The organism is Streptomyces sp. Isolate_45, from assembly GCF_024721315.2.
GTDB lineage: Bacteria > Actinomycetota > Actinomycetes > Streptomycetales > Streptomycetaceae > Streptomyces.
Map to the genome: position 1 here is coordinate 1 of NZ_JANFAK020000113.1, position 20,938 is coordinate 20,938.

The following is a 20,938-nucleotide window of genomic DNA, read 5'->3' on the forward strand; positions in this document are numbered from 1 at the left end:
GCCCCGCCGTGCGGATCGAACCGCACGGAGGACCCGGCCGGCACGCACAACCGCATCCCGTACGCGGCCGCGCGGTCGAAATCCAGGCGCGGGTTCGCCTCGAAGAAATGGAAGTGCGAGGTGACGCTGACCGGCACCGACGCGGTGTTGCGGACGGCCACGGTCAGGACCGGCTCCGGGGCGTCCACCGTGTCCGCGGCGGGCAGTACGGCGCCGGGAGCGAGGTCGTCGCGCTCCCGCTCCCCGAAGGGGTCGCTGATGGCGGCGAGCCGGGTGCCGTCCTCGAAGACGGCCTCGACCTGGATCTCGGTGACGATGTCGACGACGCCGGGGAGGACGTCGTCCGGGCCGAGGACGCAGCGGCCCCGTTCGAGGGCATCGGCCAGCCGCAGGCCGTCGCGCGCCGCCTCGCAGACGGTGTCCGCGATCAACGCGGTCGCCTCGGGCACGTTGAGGCGCAGGCCGCGTGCGTGGCGGGCGCGGGCCAGTTCGGCGGCGGTGAACAGCAGGAGCCGGTCGCGTTCGGTGGGGGTCAGGGGCATGTCGCCCTCCGGCCGTCCCGCCCGGCGTCCGGGCCGGTCGAAAGCATCATGGTCATTCCTTCCTCCGGAAGGGCGGGCGGGCGAGGGGCGGCCGGGGCCGGAGCTTCGCCGCCCGTCCGGATGCGTGGTGCGCGAGGCGGCGGCCGGGGGCCGGTGGCGCGGCGGGGACGCTTCAAGACGTGCGTCGACGTGATGCCGGAGCGGGGCGAGGTGTGGGGTGACACGGTCCGGCCGGCGGTCCGACGATGTGGGAGGGCCGGCCCCGCCCTGCTGAGAGCCTCACTCTGGCATTGACTGAAAATTCAGTCAAGAGGTTGAACAGACCTGGTCGCCGAGGGAAACGGACGACTCGGTGGGCGTCGTGTCACGCCGGGGCGCGGGTGGGGAAGCTTCGGGGGAAAAACGCGGGTCCGGGGCCGTGGCGGGCCCCGGTGCGGCGTGGGTCAGCCCCGCCCGAGCCCCGCGAGCTCGGCCTCGACGGCGCCCCGCATCAGGTCACGGGCATGGCCGATCTGGATGCCGCCGCTCAGCCAGCGCATGCTCAGGCCCTCCAGGAGTGCCGTGAGCCGCTCCGCGGCGGCGGCCAGCGCGGAGGCGGGCGACATCGGCCGGACCTGGCCGAGCAGCGCGGCCACCTCCTGGACCCACACCAGGGTGGCCCGGGCGAGGTCCTCGCGCAGGACCTCGTCGAAGACGGCGCTCGCTCGCAGCTCGCCCCAGGCCGAGCTGTTCTCCCGAACCTCCACGGTGTCCTGGAGTTCCAGCAGGAGGGTCTCCTCCAGCTCCTCGCGCGGGGTGAGCGGCGGGTCGTCCGGGTCCCGGTCGGTGGTGTAGCGCTCGGCGCGGTCGTTGATGAACTCCAGCGTGTGCCGCAGGACCCCCGTACGGTCCTTGAAGTGGTAGTAGATCAGGGCGGTGGACACGCCGGCCTCGGCCGCGAGTTCCTCCACGCGCAGCCCGCGCACACCGCGCCGGGCGATCACCCGGGCGGCGGCTTCGAGGATCTGAGTACTACGAGACGCCATGGTCCGCACCCTACCCGGGTGATCCGGTACGCCGGTACGCGGCCCGTCACCAGGAGTACGGAACGCGTACGCGGGAGCCGCGGCGGGGCCGGGAGCCGCCCCGGCCGGTCCCGCCGGCCGGGGCGGCTCGGCCATCAGACGGCGGGGGGCGCGGCCGGGTGCGACTGGGTGACGCAGTGGATGCCGCCGCCGCCCGAGGCGATGCCGTCGATGGCGAGCTGCTCGACGCGGTGGCCGGGGTAGGCGGCCCGGAGGATGTCGTGGGCCACGCCGTCTGCGGGGCCGTCCCCGAATCGGGGTGCGATCACCGCGCCGTTCGCCGTGTAGTAGTTGGTGTAGCTGGAGAGGAACTCCTCCCCGCGGCCGCGGATCTCCCGCCGGTCCGGTCCGGGCAGTTCGGTGATGGCCAGGGGGCGGCCGTGGGCGTCGGTGGCGCCCCGCAGGACGCGCTTGGTCTCCTCGTACACGGCCACCCACTTCTTGTCGGCGCCGGGGCCGGGCTTGTCGAGGATGACGCGGCCCGGCGCGATGAACCGGGCCAGACAGTCGATGTGGCAGTCCGTGATGTCCTGGCCGGCGAGGCCCGGCACCCAGATGACCTTGTCGATGCCGAGCGCCGACTTCATGGCCTGTTCGACCTGGCCCTGGCTCATGCCCGGGTTCCGGTTGGCGTTCACCATCGAGCTGACCGTGGCCAGCAGGGTGCCCTCCCCGTCGGTCTCCAGCGAGCCGCCCTCGCCGACGAAGCCCGCCCGGATCCGGTCCACCTCGTACTCGGCGAGGAGCGTGCGGGCGGCCGCCGCGTCGTTGGCGAAGGGCTGGGCGTACGTGGTGCCGGTCTTGCCCCAGCCGTTGAAGTTGGTGTCCACGCCGGCGACCGCGCCGGGGGCGACGACGAAGGTGGGGCCGAAGTCGCGGATCCAAAGGTCGTCGTTGGGGATGTCGATGACCTGGATGCCGTAGTAGGCGCCCAGTCCGCACTGGTGGCGGGCCTCGGCGACCTGCCCGGGGCGGGCCAGCACCACGACCGGCTCGTAGCGCGATATCGCGTGTGCCACCTCGGCGATGTCCCGGCGTACCGCTGCGAGCTTGTCGTCCCACACCGAGGCGAGGGCCGGCCAGGCCATGTACGTACGGATGTGCCGGTCCGTCTCGGCGGGCATGCGGAGCGTGCCCGCCGCGGACTGCGCGGCCGAGGCGGCCCGCGTCAGGGGCGGAAGGGTGGCGCCGAGGGCCGCCAGCGGCACGGCCGCCGCGCCGATCCGGAGCACTTGGCGGCGGGAGGTGCGGGGGGTGGTGTCCATGGTGACTCCCTGATGAGGAGGGGCGGATGCACGGCATCCTTCCCCTAACTGAAAATTCAGTCAACCTCTGCGACCTGCTGCCGTCACCCGCCGGCCCGCTTCCGGGCGCGGTCCCACTTCGCCGGATCAGCTGCGCCCGAAGTGGTCGACCGCGATCGTGACGGGCCCTCCCGCCACCGCCTCCACCAGCCGGACGATCACGATTTCCCGCTGGTCAGGGCTTCGCACACAGAACGGACGCTCCTTCGTGAGCGCCTTGAACGGCAGGGTCGTCACCGGCCGGGTCTCGATCCCGCGCGCGCAGTCCTCCGCGGTGGGCGATGCGTTTCCGTCCGGGACGAAGGCGTCCGACTCCTCGGACAGCAGGAAGGCGTCCGTTCCGCGCGCCAGGTACCAGGGAGCCGTTTCGGCGGGTACCACCTTCCCGGCCCGCAGGTCGAACTCGTAGCCGGAGTCCGGCGCGGTGAGCCGGGCCCCCGCGTAGCCCGGCACGTACGCGACCCCCGTGGGCCGGGGCGGCGCGGCGCCGGGGCCGGTCGCCGAGGCGCCGGGGGTCGCGGCGGGCGCGCCGGGGCTCGTGGTGGAGCCCGTGGCTGCGGGGTCGGGCCCGGCGGCCGGGTCCTCCCACTCCCCCTCGGGGAAGCCGAACCAGTACGCGGCGCCCGCGCAGGCCAACAGGGCCGCGGCGGCGGCCCACACGGGCAGCCGCCGTCCGCGCCGCCGGTCGCGCCGGTCAGGGCGGTCACTGCGGTCACGGCGGTCAGGGGCCGGGGCGACGGCGCGGGCCGGCTCCACGGAGGCCGCCGGGTACGCGCCGCCGGAGGTGTTCCCGGCGACCCCGGGGGCCGAGTACGCCGTCGCCGTCACGGTCGGCCGGAAGTGCTCCGGCGCGGGCGGGCCCGCCTGGGGCCGCCGGCTCGGCGGCCCGGGGTCGGCGGGGCCGCCGACCTCCGCCAGGACCGACCGGGGCAGCCAGCCCTCCGTGAACTCCGGCCGGGGGCCCACGAGGGGGTGCGCGTGGACGGCGGCGATCAGCTCGCCCGTCGTCGGACGGTCCTCGGGGCGCTTGGCGAGGCACCAGGACACCAGGTCGTGGAGCTCGGGCGGAACGGGGGCGAGGTCCGGGTGCTCGTGGACGACCCGGTACAGGGCCCCTGATTCCGGCCCGTTCCCGAAGGGCGGGACCCCGGACGACACGAACCCGACGAGCGCGCCGAGCCCGAAGACGTCGGTCGCGGCGGTGACCGGTCGGCCCAGCGCCTGCTCCGGGGCCATGAACGCGGCGGTGCCGATCCGCACGCCCGTGCCGGTCAGGGCGGCGGCGTCGGCGGCCCGCGCGATGCCGAAGTCGATCACTCGCGGCCCGTCCCCGGCGATCAGCACGTTGGCCGGCTTGAGGTCCCGGTGCACGACGCCCGCCCGGTGGATCGCCTGGAGCGCCTCGGCGATCCCCGCGACGAGCAGCAGGACCGAGCGGACCGGCAGCGGCCCGTGCCGTTGCACGACCTGGTGCAGGCTGGGGCCGGGCACGTAGGCCGTGGCGAGCCACGGGGTCCGGTCGTCCTCTCCGGAGTCGACCACCTGCGCCGTGAAGAGCCCGTGGATCCGGCGGGCGCCGGCCACCTCCTGGGCGAAGCGCTCGCGGAACTCGGGATCCGCCGCGAACTCCCTGCGGACGGCCTTCAGCGCGATGGGCCGGCCACCGGGCGTGTACGCCAGGTACACCACCCCCATGCCGCCGGCTCCGAGCCGGGCGTGGAGGCGGTAGCCGCCTATCTCGCGGGGGTCGTCGGCGGACAGGGCCGTACGGGCCGGCTGGGCGCCGGGGGGCTGAGCGAACATGCGGTGGCTCTTTCAACGATGCGGCAATGACCTGGGGCGCATCGTGCCGCTAACTAAAGTTTCAGTCAATGTGTGACAATGCGAGACGCACACCGCCAGGAGGAGGATCACCCCATGTCGGATCGCAGACGGGCCATCCTGGAGGGCGCCGCCCGGGTCATCGCCCGACGGGGGGTCCGCGGGCTCAGGGTGGGCGAGCTCGCGGCCGAGGCCGGCGTGTCGACCGCCTTGATCTACTACCACTTCAAGGACCGGACCGGCATCCTGCGGCACGCCCTGGCCTTCATCGGCGACCGGGCCGACCGCTACACCGGAACCGGTTCCGTCGCGCCCGCGGGCCCGACGGGACCGGCCGCCGAGGACCCGCGGCGGCTTCTGGAGCGCACCCTGCTCCTCGAATTCCAGGACCTGCCCGAAGTGCGCGAGAACAGCACCGCCTGGGGAGAACTGCGGGCCCACACGATCTTCGACCCCGAGCTGCGCGAGGAACTCACCGCTGCGGGCGCCGCCTGGGTCGAGGAGGTCGCCGGACTGCTCGGCGCCCTGTGTCCGGCGGCGCCCGCCGCCGCCGTCACCGCCGCAGCCGAGCGCCTGACCGCCCTCCTGGAGGGTCTGAGCGGTCGCTGGCTGAGCGGACTGTTGCCCGTCGGGCACGCCCGTGACCTCATGCGCGGCGCGATCGGAGTCGAAATCGACCTCCTCGGTTCCCCGATCCGGCAAATTGACTGAATTTCCAGTCAGTGCCACAGTGGACGAACATGGCCGCACCACATTCCGTGCGTACCGGCCGTTCTCGGTGCAAAGCGTGCACCCTAGTCGTAGGGCCCGGCGCGCCGGCCCCGTGCCGCGCCGCCCGTGCCCGTCCTGGCCGGACGCCTTCGCTCCGCCAGCACACGATCGGAGTCCCCCGTGTCGTTCACTCCCCCCAACCGCCGGAGCGTCCTCCAGGCCCTCGCCGGTCTGGGCGCCGCCGTCTTCGGCGCGGCGGCCTGCGGTCCCGCCGCGTCCGGGGCGCAACCCGGCGCAACCGGCTCCGCGCGGCCCTCCGGGGCCCCCGGCCACGCCGCGAAGCGGCGGCTCGGCGCCGAGTGGGAGAGCCACACCCGCACCTACATGTCCTGGCCCGCCCTGACCTCGGTCTGGGAGCGGGACCTGCCCTACGTGCGGGAGGACATCGCGCGGATCGCGCGGGCCGTCGGCGAGTTCGAGGCCGTGGTCATGATGGCCCGGCCCGACCAGGTCGGCGCGGCCCAGCGGGCGTGCGGCTCGCAGGTCGAGGTCATCCCGCTGGCCGTCGACGACCTGTGGGCCCGCGACACCGTCCCCGTGTTCGTCGAGGAGGGCGGCAAGGTCGTCGGCGTCGACTTCAACTTCAACGGTTGGGGCAACAAGCAGGAGCACAAGAACGACGGCCAGGTCGGACGTCTCCTGCTCCAGAAGTACGGCATCCCCCGGGCGCAGGCCCCGCTCGTCGCCGAGGGCGGTTCCTTCGAGCCCGACGGCGAGGGCACCCTGTTGATCACCGAGAGCTCGATCGTCAACGACAACCGCAACCGGGGTAAATCCCGGGACGTGATCGAGGCGGAGCTCAAGCAGACCCTGGGCGTGGAGAAGGTCATCTGGCTGGCGGGGGTGCGCGGCGAGGACATCACCGACGCGCACGTCGACAGCCTCGTACGTTTCACCGCGCCCGGTGTGGTGCTGCTGGACCGCGCCCACCCGAGCACTCCCGCGGACTCGTGGTCCCGCTCGGCGGACCAGGCGAAGTCCGTCCTGTCGAAGGCGACGGACGCCCGGGGCCGCCGCTTCGAGGTCGTCGACCTGCCACAGCCCGACCTGAACCGGATCACGGGCGAGGGTGACGACTTCGTCTCCACCTACGCCAACTTCTACGTCGCCAACGAATCGGTCTTCATGCCCCAGTTCGGGGACCGCAAGGCGGACGACCGGGCCCGGGGCATCCTGCGGGAGCACTTCCCCAAGCGGGAGGTCGTCCCGGTGAAGATCGACACCATCGCCTCGGGCGGCGGCGGGATCCACTGCTCGACCCACGACCAGCCGGGCAAGCCCGCCGCCTGACCGGCCCCGAACGGCCCGTGGCCGTCGGCCGGACCCCACGCCCCCGCACCCCGGAGCCACCGTGACCGAGTCCCCGCGCCCGTCGGCGTCCCCTCGCCCGTCACCGCCAGCGCGCCGCCTCAGGCCGCTGCCCGCCCTGCTCGTGGCCGCCATCCTGGCGGCGGTGGCCGTGGGGGCGTGGCTCCAGTTCGGGGAGCGGCAGGCGCTGGACACGGTCTACACGGCGGGCCTCGACGACCCGGACCGCGTCGACATCAGCGCCACCATCCAGCGCGTCGACGCCGCCGGTCGGGAGATGGTGCTGCGGGTGCTGGTCACGCCCCGGGGGGCTCTGGCCGAGGCGGGCGGCATCTCCCCCGCCGAGGACCTCACCGTCCAGACCTCGGCGACCACCAGGGGCGACCTGGCGTTCAAGGCGCACCAGCGGATCGCGACCACGGACGTGCCGGTCGCCCTGACGGGCGGCTCGATCACGGACTATCCGTTCGACGCGTACGAGGCGGCCGTCGAGTTCGGGGCGACGGCCGGCGGGGAGAGGGTGCCGGTGCGCGTCACGCTCTCGAACAACGACGTGCTGTTCTCGGCCGCGGCCGACGCCTCGACCTCACAGGACGTGGCCGTCCTCGACGTGGGGTTGGCCCGGTCCAACAGCGTGCTGCTGTTCGCGGTGTTCATGATGCTCGCCATGTGGGCACTGGCCGTGTCGGTGCTGATCGGCGGCTGGTACCTGGTCACCCGCCGCAAGGGCCTGACCTGGCCCGCGCTGGGCTGGATGGCCGCCACCCTGTTCGCCCTGGCCGCGTTCCGCAACACCGCCCCGGGCGCCCCGCCCATCGGCTGCCTGCTCGACTACATCGCCTTCCTGTGGGCGGAGACGGTCATCGCCTTCTGCCTCATCACGGTGGTCATCTCGGGCATCCGCGCCGAGCCGCCGGTACCCGTACCGGCGGCCGACGGGGACTCCCCCGCGCCCTGAGTCAGACGACGAGCTCGGGCTCCTGCTCGGGCTGCTGCTCGCGCCGCTGTTCCGGCACGCGTACGGGGGCGACGGCCGAGGCCGCCTCCCGGTCCCAACGCCGGGTGGTCCGTACGTAGAGGAGGACCACCGAGGCGGTCGCCAGAACGAGCAGCGGTCCGAACAGCCACGGGAGCTCGGCCATCCGGACCGGCAGGTAGCGGTAGGAGGCCAGCATCGCGACGAACACAACGGTGCCGTGGACGACCACCCGGGTCGCCGACCGGTCCCAGCCACGGGCCTGCGCCCGCAGGCCCGCCTCGATCGTGAGCGTGAACACGATGCCGGAGATGATGTCGGCGCCGTAGTGGTAGCCGAATCCGAGCGTGGCGCCGAGGGTCGCGACGAGCCAGAACGTGCCCAGGTAGCGCAGGGCGCGCGGGCCCTTGCGGGAGTGGATGAAGATGGCGGTGGCCCACGCCGTGTGCAGGCTGGGCATGCAGTTGCGCGGGGTGAACTCGTCGAACGGCATCGGTACGGGCACGCCGATGGGCGGCGCCGTGTGGGGCCAGAGGTCGGCGAGCGCCCACTGTTCGCCCTCGGCGCCGTAGGCGAAGATCGGCCCGACGACCGGGAAGATCATGTAGATGCCGGGTCCCAGCAGGCCGATGACCAGGAACGTGCGCACCAGGTGGTGGCTGGGGAACCGGCGCTCGGCCGCCACGTTGCGCAGTTGGTACAGCGCGACGAGCACCGCGCCCACCGCGAGCTGGATGTAGACCCATTCGAGGACGTGGGCGCCGACCGTGCCGGTGGCCTCGACGATCCGGCCCACCACCCACGAGGGGTTGCCCAGCGCCTGGTCGGCGGTCGCCACGTACTGGTCGAGCACCATCGGGCGGGTCTGCGAGGTGATCAGCAGCCAGGTGTAGCCGGTCTTGCGGCCGGTCACGAGCAGCAGGGCCAACCCGACGCCCATGAGCAGCAGCCGGCGTTCGCGGCCGGTGCGGCGCGTGACGGCGATGACGGCGCAGCCGAGCGTCACCCACAGGGCGCCGCTGCCGAACATCATCTGGGCTCCGACGATCCACCGTACGAGCCAGAACACGAGGTCGATGCCGATCGCGGCGCCGACGGCGATGAACCGCTGCCGCCAGGTCAGCACGACCAGCATCAGTGTCATGCTGGCGTACAGCACGGTCCCCGACTGGGGTGCGAAGATCAGCTCGCGCCACTGGACGGTGATCGGTCCGGGCTTGCCGTACCCGCGGGCGGCTATCTCCAGGGCGATGAGGAACCCGAGTCCCACCACACCCACGGTGGCCCACAGCAGGACCTGCGGCCGACGCCACGCAGCGGAGTCGGTGCCGTTTTCTGTTCGCGAGAGAAGTCGCGACACCTTAGATATCAATTTCCAGCCGCTTTGTCTGATGTCAACATGCCTGCCACCTACCGTTGGCTCGAACATGTTAACGGAGTGACCGCGCCGACTCGCTCGTGGGTGCGAGGAACGGCTTGCGGTCGAGGGGGTTGGCCCGAACCCGACGGGTCACCGGCCGGCCGGTGACCCCCGAACGGGCCGCCTCCGGCGCACCCGTAACGCACGAAAGGTCGTCCTCTCCAAGTGAGAGAACGACCTCCGACGTGCTTCATGCACTGTCGGGACGACAGGATTTGAACCTGCGACCCCTTGACCCCCAGTCAAGTGCGCTACCAAGCTGCGCCACGTCCCGTTGTGCCTTCCACCTGGGGTTTTCCCCCGTGCGGCGGGCACATGCAGAACATTACCCCACGCTGAGGGGTGTGCGTGCACGGGTAAATCGGCGCGGGAGAGGATGGCCGGGTGAACGCAAGGGACCGGGACGGTGAGGGACGGGCGCGCAGCGCGCGACCGAGGGACGGACTGGGCCGGCCGCTGCCCTACGGAGCGGCCGGCGTCGAACGGCAGCCGGAGGGGGTGGTGCGCTCCCCCGCGGCGACGGTCGCGGAGGCTCAGCGGCTGTTGGACGCCGGAATGCCGTTCCACGCGCACGAGGTGTTCGAGGACGCCTGGAAGTCGGGTCCCGCCGACGCGGCACCGTTGTGGCGCGGGCTGGCGCAGCTGGCGGTGGGGCTGACGCACGCGGCCCGGGGGAACGCGCTCGGCGGGGCCCGGCTGCTGCGGCGGGGCGCGGCCTCACTCGACGGGGTGACGCGGACGTACGGACTGGACCTGCCGGGGCTGGTCCGGTGGGCCGGCGAGTTGGCCCACCGGGTGGACGGCGGGGCCGTCGTGGATGCCGCGCGGGAGGCCCCGCGGCTACGCGGCGGCGGGCTGCAGTAGGTCCCAGCGGTTGCCGTAGAGGTCCTCGAAGACCGCGACGGAACCGTACGCCTCGTGCCGCGGCTCCTCCAGGAAGCGGACGCCCTCGGCCGTCATCCGGGCGTGGTCGCGCGCGAAGTCGTCGGTGTACAGGAAGAAGCCGACGCGGCCGCCGGTCTGGTCCCCGACGCGGGAGCGCTGTGCGTCGTCCTTGGCGCGGGCCAGCAGCAGGGCGCTCTCCTCGGCGCCCGGCGGGCGGACGACGACCCAGCGCGAGCCGTCGGGGCGTGCGGTGTCCTCGGCCAGGTCGAAGCCGAGGGCGCGGGTGTAGAAGTCGATGGCCTCGTCGTAGTCGTGGACCACGAGGGCGGTGAGGGCGATGTGGGAGGGCATGGGCCCTATTGTGCGCCGAGGAGGACGACGTCCAGGGTGCGGGGGCCGTGCACGCCCTCCACCCGGTCGAGCTCGATGTCGCTGGTGGCGGAGGGGCCGGAGATCCAGGTCAGCGGGCGGGTGGGGTCGAGGCGTTCGAGGGCCTGCGGGACGGAGTCGACGAGCTGGTCGGGGACGCGGACCACGCAGACGTGGTGGTCGGGGATCAGGGTGATGCGGCGCCGGCCCTGGTCGGGCCCGCCGTCCAGGACGATGGTGCCCGTCTCGGCGATGGCGAGGGCGCAGCCGGTGACCACGCCTCCGACGCGGTCCAGTTCGCGCGGGGTGGACGAGGCCCGGTCGTGGATCCGGGTGGGACCGGCGGCGGAGAGCCAGTGCGGGGGCAGGGCGGGCGGTACGAGGACGCTCTCGTGCCGGGACAGCAGCCGGGTCAGGAGCAGCGGGAGGCCGTCCTCGTCGGCGCGGTGGACCGTCGCCCGGTACTCGGTGAGGTTCGCGGCGAGCAGGTCGGCGGCTTCGGCGGGGGTGCGGGCGCCGTGGACGCGGAGGTAGTCCCGGGGGACGGTGGGGTCGGGGCCGGAGGCGGCCCGGCGGATGCGGGCGAGGATGCGGTCCTTGCTGCTCACGGTCGGGGCGTCTCCCGTTCTCGGGTCCACCAGTCGCGGAAGGACTCGGCGGGTACGTCGGGCAGGTCACGGGTGTCGGTCCAGGCGCGGCCGGGTCCGGGGAGCCGGCGCGGGCGCAGCCGGCGGGCCCGGGACAGCAGCCGCTCCCCCGCGCGCAGGGCGCCCGGGCGGTCGAGCAGGAGGCGGGCCGCGCGCAGGGCGGCCCGTTCCGCGGTGTGGCCGCGGACGGGGCGGATGCGTACGCGGACGCCGTCGCGGGTGACCGGGCCGCCCTGGGCGACCCGTTCGCGGAGGTGGACGAGGACCTCGGGGATGTCGATGGCGACGGGGCAGACCTCGTAGCAGGCGCCGCACAGGGTGGAGGCGTAGGGCAGGCTGGCGTCGATGTCGCTGCCGGTGCCGCGGAGTTGGGGGCTGAGGATGGCGCCGATCGGCCCGGGGTAGACGGAGCCGTAGGCGTGGCCGCCGGCGCGTTCGTAGACCGGGCAGACGTTGAGGCAGGCGGAGCAGCGGATGCAGCGCAGGGCCTGGCGGCCGGTCTCGTCGGCGAGGGTGTCGGTGCGGCCGTTGTCGAGGAGGACGAGGTGGAAGGCAGATGGGCCGTCGCCGTCGGCGCCCTTCGACGGCCCCAGTCCGGTCCACATGGTCGTGTACGGGTTCATGCGTTCGGCGGTCGAGGAGCGCGGCAGGGTCTGGAGGAAGACCTCCAGGTCACGGAAGGTGGGGACGACCTTCTCGATGCCGACGACCGAGATCAGCGTTTCGGGGAGGGTGAGGCACATGCGGCCGTTGCCCTCGGATTCGAGGACGACCATCGTCCCGGTCTCGGCGACCATGAAGTTGGCCCCGGAGACGGCCACCTTGGCGCGCAGGAACTTCTCGCGCAGGTGCAGGCGGGCGGCCTCGGCGAGTTCGCGCGGGTCGTCACCGAGGTCCGGCGGTGCCGGGCGGCCCAGGCGGCCCATCTCGGTGCGGAAGATGTCGCGGATCTCGCCCCGGTTGCGGTGGATGGCGGGGACCAGGATGTGGGAGGGCCGGTCGTGGCCGAGCTGGACGATGAGTTCGGCGAGGTCCGTCTCGTAGGCGGCGATCCCGGCGGCCTCCAGGGCTTCGTTGAGGCCGATCTCCTGGGTGGCCATCGACTTGACCTTGACGACCTCCCGTTCCCCGGTGGCCAGGACCAGGTCGGTCACGATCCGGTTCGCCTCGTCGGCGTCGACGGCCCAGTGGACGGTGCCGCCCGCGGCGGTGACGGCGGCCTCCAGTTGCAGCAGGTACTGGTCGAGCCGGCGCAGGGTGTGGTCCTTGACGGCCTTCCCGGCGGCGCGCAGCCGGTCCCAGTCGGACAGTTCGGCCACGGCCCGGGCACGTCTGTCGCGGATGGTGTGGGTGGCGTGCCGGAGGTTGCCGCGCAGCACCTCGTCCCGTACGGCCTCGCGGGCGGCCGTGGGGAAGGCCGGGAAGGGGGCGGGGAAGGCGGGCATGCCGAGGTGGGTGGCCGGGGGGCGGGTCATCGCAGCGGTTCCTCCTCGGTCGAGGCCAGGATCTCGGCCAGGTGCAGGGCGCGCAGCGGCGCTCCGGCGCGGCGGAGGGTGCCTTCGAGGTGGGCGAGGCAGGAGTTGTCGGCGCCGCAGAGCACCTCGGCGCCGGTGGCGCGGGCGTTTCGGATCTTGTCCGCGCCCATGGCGGCGGAGACGTCCGCGTTCTTGACGGCGAAGGTCCCGCCGAAGCCGCAGCACTCCTCGGCGCCCGGCAGTTCGACGAGTTCGAGGCCCTTGACGGCGGCCAGCAGCCGGCGGGGGCGCTCGCCCAGGCCGAGGGCCCGCAGGCCGTGGCAGGACGGGTGGTAGGTGACGGTGTGCGGGAAGTGGGCGCCGACGTCGGTGACGCCGAGGACGTCCACCAGGAACTCGGTGAGCTCGTACACGTGCGGTACGAGTCCGGCCGCGAGTTCCTCCAGGGCGCTTCCCCGGCCCTCCCGGGCCGCCTCGCGGCCGATGCGCGGGTAGTGCCCGCGGATCATCGCGGCACAGGAACCGGAGGGGGTGACCACGTAGCGGTGTCCGGCGAAGGCCTCGGCGGTGCGGCGCAGGAGCGGTTCGCTCTCCCGCCGGTAGCCGGTGTTGTACTGCGGTTGGCCGCAGCAGCTCTGGGCCGCGGGGAAGTCGACCTCGACGCCGAGGCGCTCCAGGAGACGGACGACGGCGATGCCGGTCCGGGGGTACAACGCGTCGTTGACGCAGGTGACGAACAGGGCGGCACGCATGACGGGCAGAATAGCCGGGTGAAGAAGTTCTCAGTGATCGGCATCGGCGCGGGCGACCCGGACCACCTGACCCTCCAGGCGGTCCGGGCGATCGGCGCGGCGGACGCGTTCCTCATTCTGGAGAAGGGGGAGGAGAAGTCGGACCTGACGGGGCTGCGGCGCGCGATGCTCGACGCGCACGCCCGTCCGGGGCACCGGCTCGTCGAGGGCCGCGATCCGGACCGCGACCGGACCCCCTCCGACTACACCCCGACCGTGGACGGCTGGCGCAGCGCGCGGGCCGAGATCTTCGAGCGGTTCATCGCCGAGGACCTCGCGGAGGGTGAGACGGGGGCGTTCCTCGTGTGGGGCGACCCCTCGCTCTACGACTCCACCCTCGCGATCCTCGACGAGGTGCTGGAGCACGGGCGGGTGGCGTTCGAGCACGAGGTGGTGCCCGGCATCAGCAGCGTGTCGGCGCTGCTGGCCAGGCACCGGACGAACCTGAACCGGGTCGGACGCCCGGTGCAGATCACCACGGGCCGGCGGCTCGCGGAGGGCTGGCCGCGGGACGTGGACGACGTGGTGGTGATGCTGGACGCCCGACACGCCTTCACGGCCCACCTCGACCAGGACCTGTTCATCTACTGGGGTGCCTACGTCGGCACCCCGGACGAGATCCTGGTCTCGGGGAAGCTGGCCGAGGTGGCCGGCCGGATCGAGGAGCTGCGCACCGAGGCCCGCGCCCGCAAGGGTTGGATCATGGACACGTATCTGCTCAGGCGCCCCTGAGGTAGGCGGGCAGCGCCGCGGCGAGGCGCTCGTACTCCTCGGCGCGGTTGTAGATCTGGCCGCAGACGCGCAGGCCGCCGCCGCCCCGGCGGGGCCAGACCAGGACCCGCGTACGGAGCTTGGCGGCGAGTTCCTCCCGCATCGCCCGGGCGGCGTCCTGGGTCTCGGCGGTGCCGGGCGGCAGGAGCAGCGAGCGCAGCGGCAGGCCCTCGGTCCACGGGAGCGGGGTGAGCCCGGGAACCTCGGCGAGGAGCCCGGCCCCGTAGGCGGCCAGGGCGTGGTTGTGGGCGCGCACGTCGGCCGCGCCGAGCCGCTCCAGGAGGTCGAGGCCCTCGGGTGCGGCGAGCCAGCCCGTGTAGTCGGCGGTGGCCCGGTACTCGACGGACAGCGGGAAGCCCCGGTGGTCCTCCCATGACGGGGTGAAGGACCGGACCCGGGCCCGGTGGGCGGGCGCGACGGCGAGGACGGCGCTGCCGGAGGGGGCGTACCCCCACTTGTGGAGGTTCCCGAACCAGAAGTCGGCGCCGGAGGCGATCGGTCGGGCCAGCGTGCCGGGGGTGTGGGCGCCGTCGACGACGGTGGTGACGCCGCGGGCGGCGAGGTCGGCGAGCAGCCGGGGTCCGGCGATCAGGCGGGCGGTGGGCGAGCTGACGTGGTCGAGCAGGGCCACCTTCGTGCGGGGCGTCAGGGCGGCCAGTACGGTCTCGCGGACGGCGTCCTCGTCGGGCAGGAACGGGTCCAGGGTCACGGTGGTGACGGGGGCCCGTCGGGCGGCGGCCGTGACGACGGTGCCGTAGCCGTGGTCGGTGACCAGGATCTCGTCGCCGTCGGCGAGCGGGATCGCGTCGAGGGCGAGGTTGGCGCCCTCGGTGGCGTTGGAGATGAAGGCGATGCCTGCCGGGTCCGCCCCCAGGTGTGCCGCGATCCGGACCCGGGCCGCGTCCAGCCGGTCGGGGACGGAGGCGAAGAACGCGTCGGGGTCGGCGTGGGCCTCGGCCCGCAGGGCCTCCTGGGCGTCCAGTACCGGGATCGGGACCGCGCCGTACGAGCCGTGGTTGAGGTGGGCGACGGCCGGGTCCAGCCGGAAGAGGGCCGGGCCGTCGGGGAAGGCGGGCGGGGCGGACGGCTCGGTCACGGGGTACCTCCGGTCGGGTGCGGCGCGCGCGGCGTGCGCGGCATCCGGATCATGCAGGGGATCCGCCCGCCCGCGAAAGGCCAATACCGGCAAGGTGGCCTGCGCCGCCGCCCGGCGGTGCCGCCCGGCCGGGTGACCGGGCCCGCCCCGCCGGGTGCGCGGGGTTACGTTCCCCGGCCGCTGGTGGCCGCGTAGTACTGGAGGTCCTGGACCTCCACCTTGTGCTCGACCGGGTAGGGCAGGTCGACCTCCGTCACGGCCCGACCGTCGCGGACGACCTCCGCCGAACTGGTTCCCGGCTTCAGCGGGAGCAGCTCGGAATGGACGCCGGCCGGTGCCCGGTGTTCGTCCCGGGCGGAGCCGACGGTGGTCCGGACCGTCGCCGCCTCCTTCAGGAAGCTGAGCACCTCCACCGTGTCCCGGGGGGCGGCGCTGCCCTTGCGCAGGTTCATCACCAGCGACTGGTCGCCGCTCGGGTCGGCCGAGGCGAACTGGGTGCGGGAGGTGAGGTACAGGGTGTCCCGGACCACCTGGGGCCAACTGCCCGTCTTGAACCGGGTCAGGTAGTACGAGGTCAGGTCCAGGTAGGTGTGGCCGTTGTGCAGGGACGGGGCGAACTGACTGCCCTCGGAGTAGTCGTTCCAGGTGGTCAGCTGCACCCAGTCGGCGCCGTCGTCGATGGCGCGGGTCCAGGTGGAGCGCAGGGTCGCCGTGTTGCCGGCCTCGTCGTAGATGCCCTGGTTGGGGCGGGCGTCCTGCACCGACACGGGCTGCATCCAGATCTTGCCCAGGTCGTGGGCACGGTCGACGTCCCGGGTGGAGCTCTCCTGACCGACGTAGGAGCGGCTGCCCCACTCGGAGAATCCGTAGCTGATCGGGGCGAACTCGCCGTTGTGCGCGCCGAAGTCGAGGAAGAGCGGGACGAAGGCGGTACGGATGCCGTGCTTGGTGCGGAGGGTGTCGATGACCCTGGTCCACCAGCCCACGTCCTTGGCCTCCGCCTTGAACGGGGAGACGACCAGCCGGCCGTCGCCGAGGCGGTGCGCGGCGGGGGACTTCCCGAGTGCCGCGACGGCGTCGGCGAGCACGGCGGGGTCGTCCGTCTTCAGCGAGGTCATGTCGGGCATCAGCATGATCTTGAAGCCGGGGTCGACCGAACGGGCCGCCTCCATCAGGAGGTTGGACCGCTCCCAGTTCTTTCCGCTCAGCGAGAGCATGTCGAGGGTGAACCCGTCGATGCCGGCGTCCCGGGCGGTGCGCACCTCCTGCCGGAGGTTGGCCAGTTCCCAGTTGCCCTCCTTGGGTTGGACGGGCAGCGGGCGGTCGCGCAGCAGGCCGCCGTAGCGCTCGTGCTTGCCGCTCTCGCCGTCCGGGTTCAGGTAGTTGCGGGTGTAGTAGTCGCCGTCGGCGCTCGCGTTGTCCAGGGAGAGCGGGTACGGGGTGAAGTAGTGGGCGAACACCAGCTTGCGGCCCGCGGCCCCGGTGCGCAGGGCGGCGGGCTGCGGCAGGTCGAAGGGGAGGGCGCCGGGGGGCCGAGCGCCGGCCGCGCCGGCCTGTCCCCCGGTGCCGCCGGGCGGTGTCGTCCCGGCGGTGCCTTCGTCACGGGGTTCGCCGGGGTTGGGCTCGGGCTCGGGCGTGGCGGAGGCCTCGGGGGTGGCCGGACCGTCGGGCCCGGTGGACCGGGGCACGTTGATGTCGGGCGCCGCGTTCCGCTCGGTTGCTCCCGCCGCGAAGGGGTCCCAGGCGATGCCGGTGGCGGCGCACACGCCGACCAGGAAGAAGGCGGACAGCAGGAGGGCCAGGAGGGTCTTGAGGCCCCGCCGGCCGCGGCGCCGCCGGTGCCCTGAGGGTCTTGCCCGCCCGTCCGTGCGCCGGTCCGCTCGCCGGTCCGCTCTCATGGTGGGGCCCCTCCCTGGAATATGCCCCGCCGACGGGGCTGCACAGCAGTAGAGCCGATTCCCGTCGTCCGGACAACCGTTCCCCGGAAGCCCGGGCTCCGTACGTACGTCACCGGGACCACGGGAACTACGCCGACCGCTTTGCCGGGGCTCATGCACGCCCGGCTCCGGTGGCCTTGGCACGCGCGGGCGGTGGCGCCCGGACGGGGTCGCGCGCACGCATCCGCAACGCTTTGCACCGGGTACGGCCGGCCGGCCGGGCGTGGTCCCACGGGTGGTCCGGCCGGTGGTCCGGACCTGCCGGGGACGTCCGGGCCGAGGGCGTTCCCGGGCCCGCCGGCGGCCGTCTACGGGCACTCCACCATCCGGCCGACGGAAGCCACGTACGGAACCCGGTGGGGGTCGTGACGGTCGGGAGGCGATGGCGGGGGTCCTCCGCACACACCTTCGACGGAATGCGGCATTCCCCTGGTGACGCAATGGAATTGGCGGATAATCGTCGACATGCGGCTCGAAGCATCCCTGTGGCCGCACCTGGTCACGCATGCAATGGGGGGCATCGTGCCGATGGGGGAATCCAGGGCGTCCGGCATGGCCGGATCCGCCGGAACACTGCTGCCGACCACGTCCACCGAGCTGTCCGTCCTGCTCACCGCCGTGCGGCGGGGCCGGGTCCTCACCGTCACGGGCCGGTTCCGCGAACCGCGGAGCCTGCTGGTCCGGGACATCGCCCTGAGGCTGGCCTCGAACTTCTGCGACGGAGCCGCCGTCATCGCCGTCCGGCACGACGGCAGCGTCCGCGAACTGGTGGACGCGCTGGGCTGCCTGCCCGGGATGCCCTTCCTGCCGTGCGGCACGGCGAACGCCGCCTCGTGGCTCGCGGAACGCGACATGCTCCTCGTCCTGGACGACTGCGACCGGCTGGCCCCGCGCACCCTGGAGTGGCTCCGCGCGCTCCTCACCGTCGCGCCGGGACTGCGGGTGCTGGCCGCCGGTCGGTACCCGCTCGCCGTCGGCCAGGGCCGGGTGCACCGGCTCTGACGGGAACGGAGTTCACCCGCCGGGAACGGCGTTCACCCGCGCGGTACACCCGCGCCACACGGCCGCCACAGCACTGCCACGGCACTGACATGCGCGGTCCATTGAGTGCGGCGACCTCGACTCCTAGGGTCTGACCTGCGGGTTTCGGCGCGGCTGCGGCCTGCCCCGAGCCCGGTACGTACGTCACCCCGCCCCGCACGTACAGGAGACCCTCGTGAGCGAGCACCCCAGCACGCCCCGCGCCGCCACGGTCGGCCGGCGCGGCTTCCTCGCCGGCGCCGCCGCCGTCGCCGCCTCCGCAGCGGCTCCGGCCGGCCTCGCGCAGGCCGCCCCTGCCGGTTCCGGGACGTCCGCCGCACGGCCGAACATCCTGCTGATCGTCACCGACGACCATCCCAAGCACACCGAATGGGCGCTCCCGAAGACCATCGCCTGGCTCGGCGGCCAGGGCGTCACCTTCACCCACGGACACTCGGCGACCCCGCTGTGCGCGCCCTCGCGTTCGTCCGTGTTCTCCGGCAAGCACGCGCACCATCACGGCGTCCGCAACAACGCGGCCTCGCACAGCCTCGACCAGTCCACGACCGTGCAGCGCCACCTGAAGCAGGCCGGTTACCGCACCGGGCTGTTCGGCAAGTACCTCAACTCCTGGGCGCTGGCGGACAACCCGCCGCACTTCGAGGAGTGGGCCCTGCTCCAGCCCGGTTACAACGACGCCCGCTGGAACGTCGACGGAACCGTGCAGCAGATCGACGGCTACACCACCAACATCATCAAGAACCGGACCCTCACCTTCATCGACAAGGCGGCCACCGACAACCGGCCCTGGTTCGCGTACGTGACCCCGTACGCCTCCCACGCGCCGAACGTCCCCGCGCCCAAGTACGCCGAGACGCCCGTGCCCGCGTGGAACGGCCGCCCCTCCGTCCCTGAGGCGGACCGCTCCGACAAGCCGCCGTACATCCGCAACGCCACGGGCACCCTCGACGACGCGAGGGAGCTGCGCACGCGGCAGCTGCGCAGCCTGCTGTCCGTGGACGACGCCGTCCAGGCGATCCGGGCCCGCCTGGCCGCGACGGGGCAGCTGGAGAACACGCTCGTCATCTTCACCGGCGACAACGGCTACACCTGGGCCGACCACGGCTGGCTGAAGAAGTCCGTGCCCTACTCCCCCGCGCACGAGGTGCCGTTCTACCTGTCGTGGCCGGCCGGCGGGCTCGGCTCCGGAACCACCGACGGCCGGATCGTCGCCAACATCGACATCGCGCCGACGATCCTCGACGCCGCCGGGATCCCACGGCCCGCCGGCCAGGACGGCCAGTCCCTGCTCGGCACCGCCTCCCGCGACCACCTGCTGGTCCAGTGGTGGAAGCAGGGCACGGACGGGACCGGGCCGAAGACCTGGGCCTCGTACGTGGCCAAGGACAAGCAGTACACGGAGTACTACGACCTGCACACGGACGCCACCGGCGCGGTCTCCGGCACCGGTCAGGTCACCTTCCGCGAGTACTACGACCTGGCCACCGACCCCCACCAGCTGCGGAACCTGCTGCACCAGGCCACCCCGCAGCAGGAACAGGCCCTCGGAATACCGGCCCTGGCGGCCCGGCTGGCGGCAGACCGCGCCGCCTGACACGGGGTCGGGGCGTCACCGGCTGTCCGGCCACCGTCGGAGGCCCGACACCGGTTGCGCCCCGACCCGCGGTGCGGACCGGACCGGTGCGGACCGGACCCGGTGGCGCCCGACCCGGTGCGGTTCGGGCCGGGTGACGTGCCCGGATCCGCCGAACCCCGTACACCCCCATTCAGGAGAGACCTCACGCATGCCGCCGAAGCCCTGCTGCACTCCCGTCCGGGAAGCCGCCGTCACCCTGACCGCCGTCACCCTCACCGCCCCCGCAGCGCCGGGGCCGCGTCCCCGCGCTGACCCGGCGGCCGGACGGGCCGCGCGCGGTCTCCTCGACCTCCCAGGCGGCCGCTTCCTGATGGGGACCGAGGACGCGGACGGGTTCCCGGCGGACGGCGAGGGGCCCGTCCGGGAGGCGGTGGTCGGGGCGTTCCGCATCGCCCCGACCACCGTCACCAACGCGCAGTTCGCCTCGTTCGTGAAGGCCACCGGGCACGTCACCGAGGCCGAGTCGTTCGGCTTCAGCTTCGTCTTCGCCGGCTTCCTCGACGCCGAACTCGCGGCGCTCTCCCCGGCCGTGGCGGGCACTCCTTGGTGGCGGGCGGTGTCCGGCGCCGACTGGCGCCGACCGGAAGGGCCCGGCACGTCCTTCTCCGCCCGCCAGGACCACCCCGTCGTGCACGTGTCCTGGAACGACGCGCAGGCGTACTGCGCCTGGTCCGGGACCCGGCTGCCCACGGAGACCGAGTGGGAGTACGCGGCACGCGGCGGACTGGAGGGGCGCCGCTACCCCTGGGGGGACGAACTCCGTCCGGACGGGCGGTACATGTGCAACATCTGGAACGGCGACTTCCCCCGGCACAACACCCGGGCCGACGGCTACGCGGGCACCGCACCGGCCAAGTCCTTCCGGCCCAACGGGTACGGGCTCTACAACACGGTCGGCAACGTGTGGGAGTGGTGCGCCGACCGGTTCGCTCCGGCGGGCCCGGAGCGGTCGATGAGGGGCGGCTCCCACATGTGCCACGACTCGTACTGCAACCGGTACCGCGTCGCGGCCCGCACCCGCAACACCCCCGACAGCTCCTCGGGAAACATCGGCTTCCGGGTGGCGGGGTCCCGAACGGCTTAA

19 protein-coding genes and 1 tRNA gene are annotated in these 20,938 nt (G+C 73.3%); 8 read left to right on the forward strand and 12 right to left on the reverse strand.

Going from position 1 to position 20,938, the window contains the following annotated elements; all coding sequences use genetic code 11:
* The 4 genes from ureA to NOD94_RS29000 all read right to left on the reverse strand — a co-directional run.
* On the reverse strand, positions 1 to 542 hold a 542-nt coding region (gene ureA / locus NOD94_RS28985; protein ID WP_281209093.1), incomplete at its 3' end, for an urease subunit gamma.
* 443 nt (positions 543 to 985) lie between these two features.
* A complete protein-coding gene (locus NOD94_RS28990) occupies positions 986 to 1,567 on the reverse strand; it encodes a TetR/AcrR family transcriptional regulator (protein WP_281209094.1) in 582 nt (193 codons plus the stop codon).
* 134 nt (positions 1,568 to 1,701) lie between these two features.
* Positions 1,702 to 2,871 carry an agmatine deiminase family protein gene (locus NOD94_RS28995; RefSeq protein ID WP_281209095.1) on the reverse strand — a complete coding sequence of 390 codons (1,170 nt, stop codon included), beginning with the start codon at positions 2,869 to 2,871 and terminating at the stop codon, positions 1,702 to 1,704.
* 126 nt (positions 2,872 to 2,997) lie between these two features.
* The gene (locus NOD94_RS29000; protein WP_281209096.1) at positions 2,998 to 4,713 is read right to left on the reverse strand and encodes a serine/threonine protein kinase; all 1,716 of its coding nucleotides are present in this window, start codon (positions 4,711 to 4,713) and stop codon (positions 2,998 to 3,000) included.
* A 114-nt stretch (positions 4,714 to 4,827) separates the two neighbouring features.
* On the opposite strand from NOD94_RS29000, the gene NOD94_RS29005 reads away from it, so the two are divergent.
* The 3 genes from NOD94_RS29005 to NOD94_RS29015 all read left to right on the forward strand — a co-directional run bounded on the left by NOD94_RS29005 (position 4,828) and on the right by NOD94_RS29015 (position 7,768).
* Positions 4,828 to 5,442 carry a helix-turn-helix domain-containing protein gene (locus tag NOD94_RS29005; RefSeq protein ID WP_281209097.1) on the forward strand — a complete coding sequence of 205 codons (615 nt, stop codon included), beginning with the start codon at positions 4,828 to 4,830 and terminating at the stop codon, positions 5,440 to 5,442.
* Between the two features lie 180 nt (positions 5,443 to 5,622).
* Positions 5,623 to 6,792 carry an agmatine deiminase family protein gene (locus tag NOD94_RS29010; protein ID WP_281209098.1) on the forward strand — a complete coding sequence of 390 codons (1,170 nt, stop codon included), beginning with the start codon at positions 5,623 to 5,625 and terminating at the stop codon, positions 6,790 to 6,792.
* A 127-nt stretch (positions 6,793 to 6,919) separates the two neighbouring features.
* Positions 6,920 to 7,768 carry a DUF4436 domain-containing protein gene (locus NOD94_RS29015; protein ID WP_281209116.1) on the forward strand — a complete coding sequence of 283 codons (849 nt, stop codon included), beginning with the start codon at positions 6,920 to 6,922 and terminating at the stop codon, positions 7,766 to 7,768.
* Position 7,769: 1 nt separating this feature from the next.
* On the opposite strand, the gene NOD94_RS29020 is transcribed toward NOD94_RS29015, so the two are convergent.
* Together NOD94_RS29020 and NOD94_RS29025 are read right to left on the reverse strand one after the other, a co-directional pair.
* Positions 7,770 to 9,158: a phosphatase PAP2 family protein gene (locus tag NOD94_RS29020; protein WP_281209099.1), complete on the reverse strand. Its 1,389-nt coding sequence runs from the start codon at positions 9,156 to 9,158 to the stop codon at positions 7,770 to 7,772.
* Between the two features lie 248 nt (positions 9,159 to 9,406).
* Positions 9,407 to 9,480: transfer RNA gene (locus NOD94_RS29025), tRNA-Pro, on the reverse strand.
* Between the two features lie 110 nt (positions 9,481 to 9,590).
* Here NOD94_RS29025 and NOD94_RS29030 point away from each other — a divergent pair.
* Entirely contained in the window at positions 9,591 to 10,070 is a 480-nt protein-coding gene (locus NOD94_RS29030) for a DUF309 domain-containing protein (protein ID WP_281209100.1), read from the forward strand.
* Here NOD94_RS29030 and NOD94_RS29035 read toward each other — a convergent pair.
* From NOD94_RS29035 to NOD94_RS29050, 4 genes are read right to left on the reverse strand one after another with little or no spacing between them, the layout of a single operon-like run.
* A complete protein-coding gene (locus NOD94_RS29035; protein ID WP_281209101.1) occupies positions 10,047 to 10,442 on the reverse strand; it encodes a VOC family protein in 396 nt (131 codons plus the stop codon). The two genes, NOD94_RS29030 and NOD94_RS29035, sit on opposite strands and share 24 nt — an antisense overlap.
* Before the next feature lie 5 nt (positions 10,443 to 10,447).
* Entirely contained in the window at positions 10,448 to 11,068 is a 621-nt protein-coding gene (locus tag NOD94_RS29040; protein WP_281209102.1) for an LUD domain-containing protein, read from the reverse strand.
* Positions 11,065 to 12,582, reverse strand: a complete 1,518-nt coding sequence (locus NOD94_RS29045) for a lactate utilization protein B (protein ID WP_281209103.1) — start codon at positions 12,580 to 12,582, stop codon at positions 11,065 to 11,067. Before NOD94_RS29045 ends, NOD94_RS29040 begins: the two co-directional genes overlap by 4 nt.
* Positions 12,579 to 13,334, reverse strand: coding sequence for a (Fe-S)-binding protein (locus NOD94_RS29050; protein ID WP_281209104.1), 756 nt, complete (start codon positions 13,332 to 13,334; stop codon positions 12,579 to 12,581). Before NOD94_RS29050 ends, NOD94_RS29045 begins: the two co-directional genes overlap by 4 nt.
* Positions 13,335 to 13,352: 18 nt before the next feature.
* On the opposite strand from NOD94_RS29050, the gene cobF reads away from it, so the two are divergent.
* Positions 13,353 to 14,105 carry a precorrin-6A synthase (deacetylating) gene (gene cobF, locus NOD94_RS29055; protein WP_281209105.1) on the forward strand — a complete coding sequence of 251 codons (753 nt, stop codon included), beginning with the start codon at positions 13,353 to 13,355 and terminating at the stop codon, positions 14,103 to 14,105.
* Here cobF and NOD94_RS29060 read toward each other — a convergent pair.
* Entirely contained in the window at positions 14,092 to 15,240 is a 1,149-nt protein-coding gene (locus NOD94_RS29060; RefSeq protein WP_281209106.1) for an aminotransferase class V-fold PLP-dependent enzyme, read from the reverse strand. The genes cobF and NOD94_RS29060 overlap by 14 nt on opposite strands.
* A gap of 164 nt (positions 15,241 to 15,404) precedes the next feature.
* The gene (locus tag NOD94_RS29065) at positions 15,405 to 17,138 is read right to left on the reverse strand and encodes a glycoside hydrolase family 71 protein (RefSeq protein ID WP_281209107.1); all 1,734 of its coding nucleotides are present in this window, start codon (positions 17,136 to 17,138) and stop codon (positions 15,405 to 15,407) included.
* Positions 17,139 to 17,642: 504 nt separating this feature from the next.
* Between NOD94_RS29065 and NOD94_RS29070 the strand changes: the two genes are divergently transcribed.
* The 3 genes from NOD94_RS29070 (at position 17,643) to NOD94_RS29080 (ending at position 20,938) form a co-directional block, all read left to right on the forward strand.
* On the forward strand, positions 17,643 to 18,179 hold the full coding sequence (locus tag NOD94_RS29070; RefSeq protein WP_281209108.1) for a hypothetical protein: 537 nt from the start codon (positions 17,643 to 17,645) through the stop codon (positions 18,177 to 18,179).
* Positions 18,180 to 18,393: 214 nt separating this feature from the next.
* Positions 18,394 to 19,812 carry a sulfatase gene (locus NOD94_RS29075; RefSeq protein WP_281209109.1) on the forward strand — a complete coding sequence of 473 codons (1,419 nt, stop codon included), beginning with the start codon at positions 18,394 to 18,396 and terminating at the stop codon, positions 19,810 to 19,812.
* Between the two features lie 190 nt (positions 19,813 to 20,002).
* On the forward strand, positions 20,003 to 20,938 hold the full coding sequence (locus tag NOD94_RS29080) for a formylglycine-generating enzyme family protein (protein ID WP_281209110.1): 936 nt from the start codon (positions 20,003 to 20,005) through the stop codon (positions 20,936 to 20,938).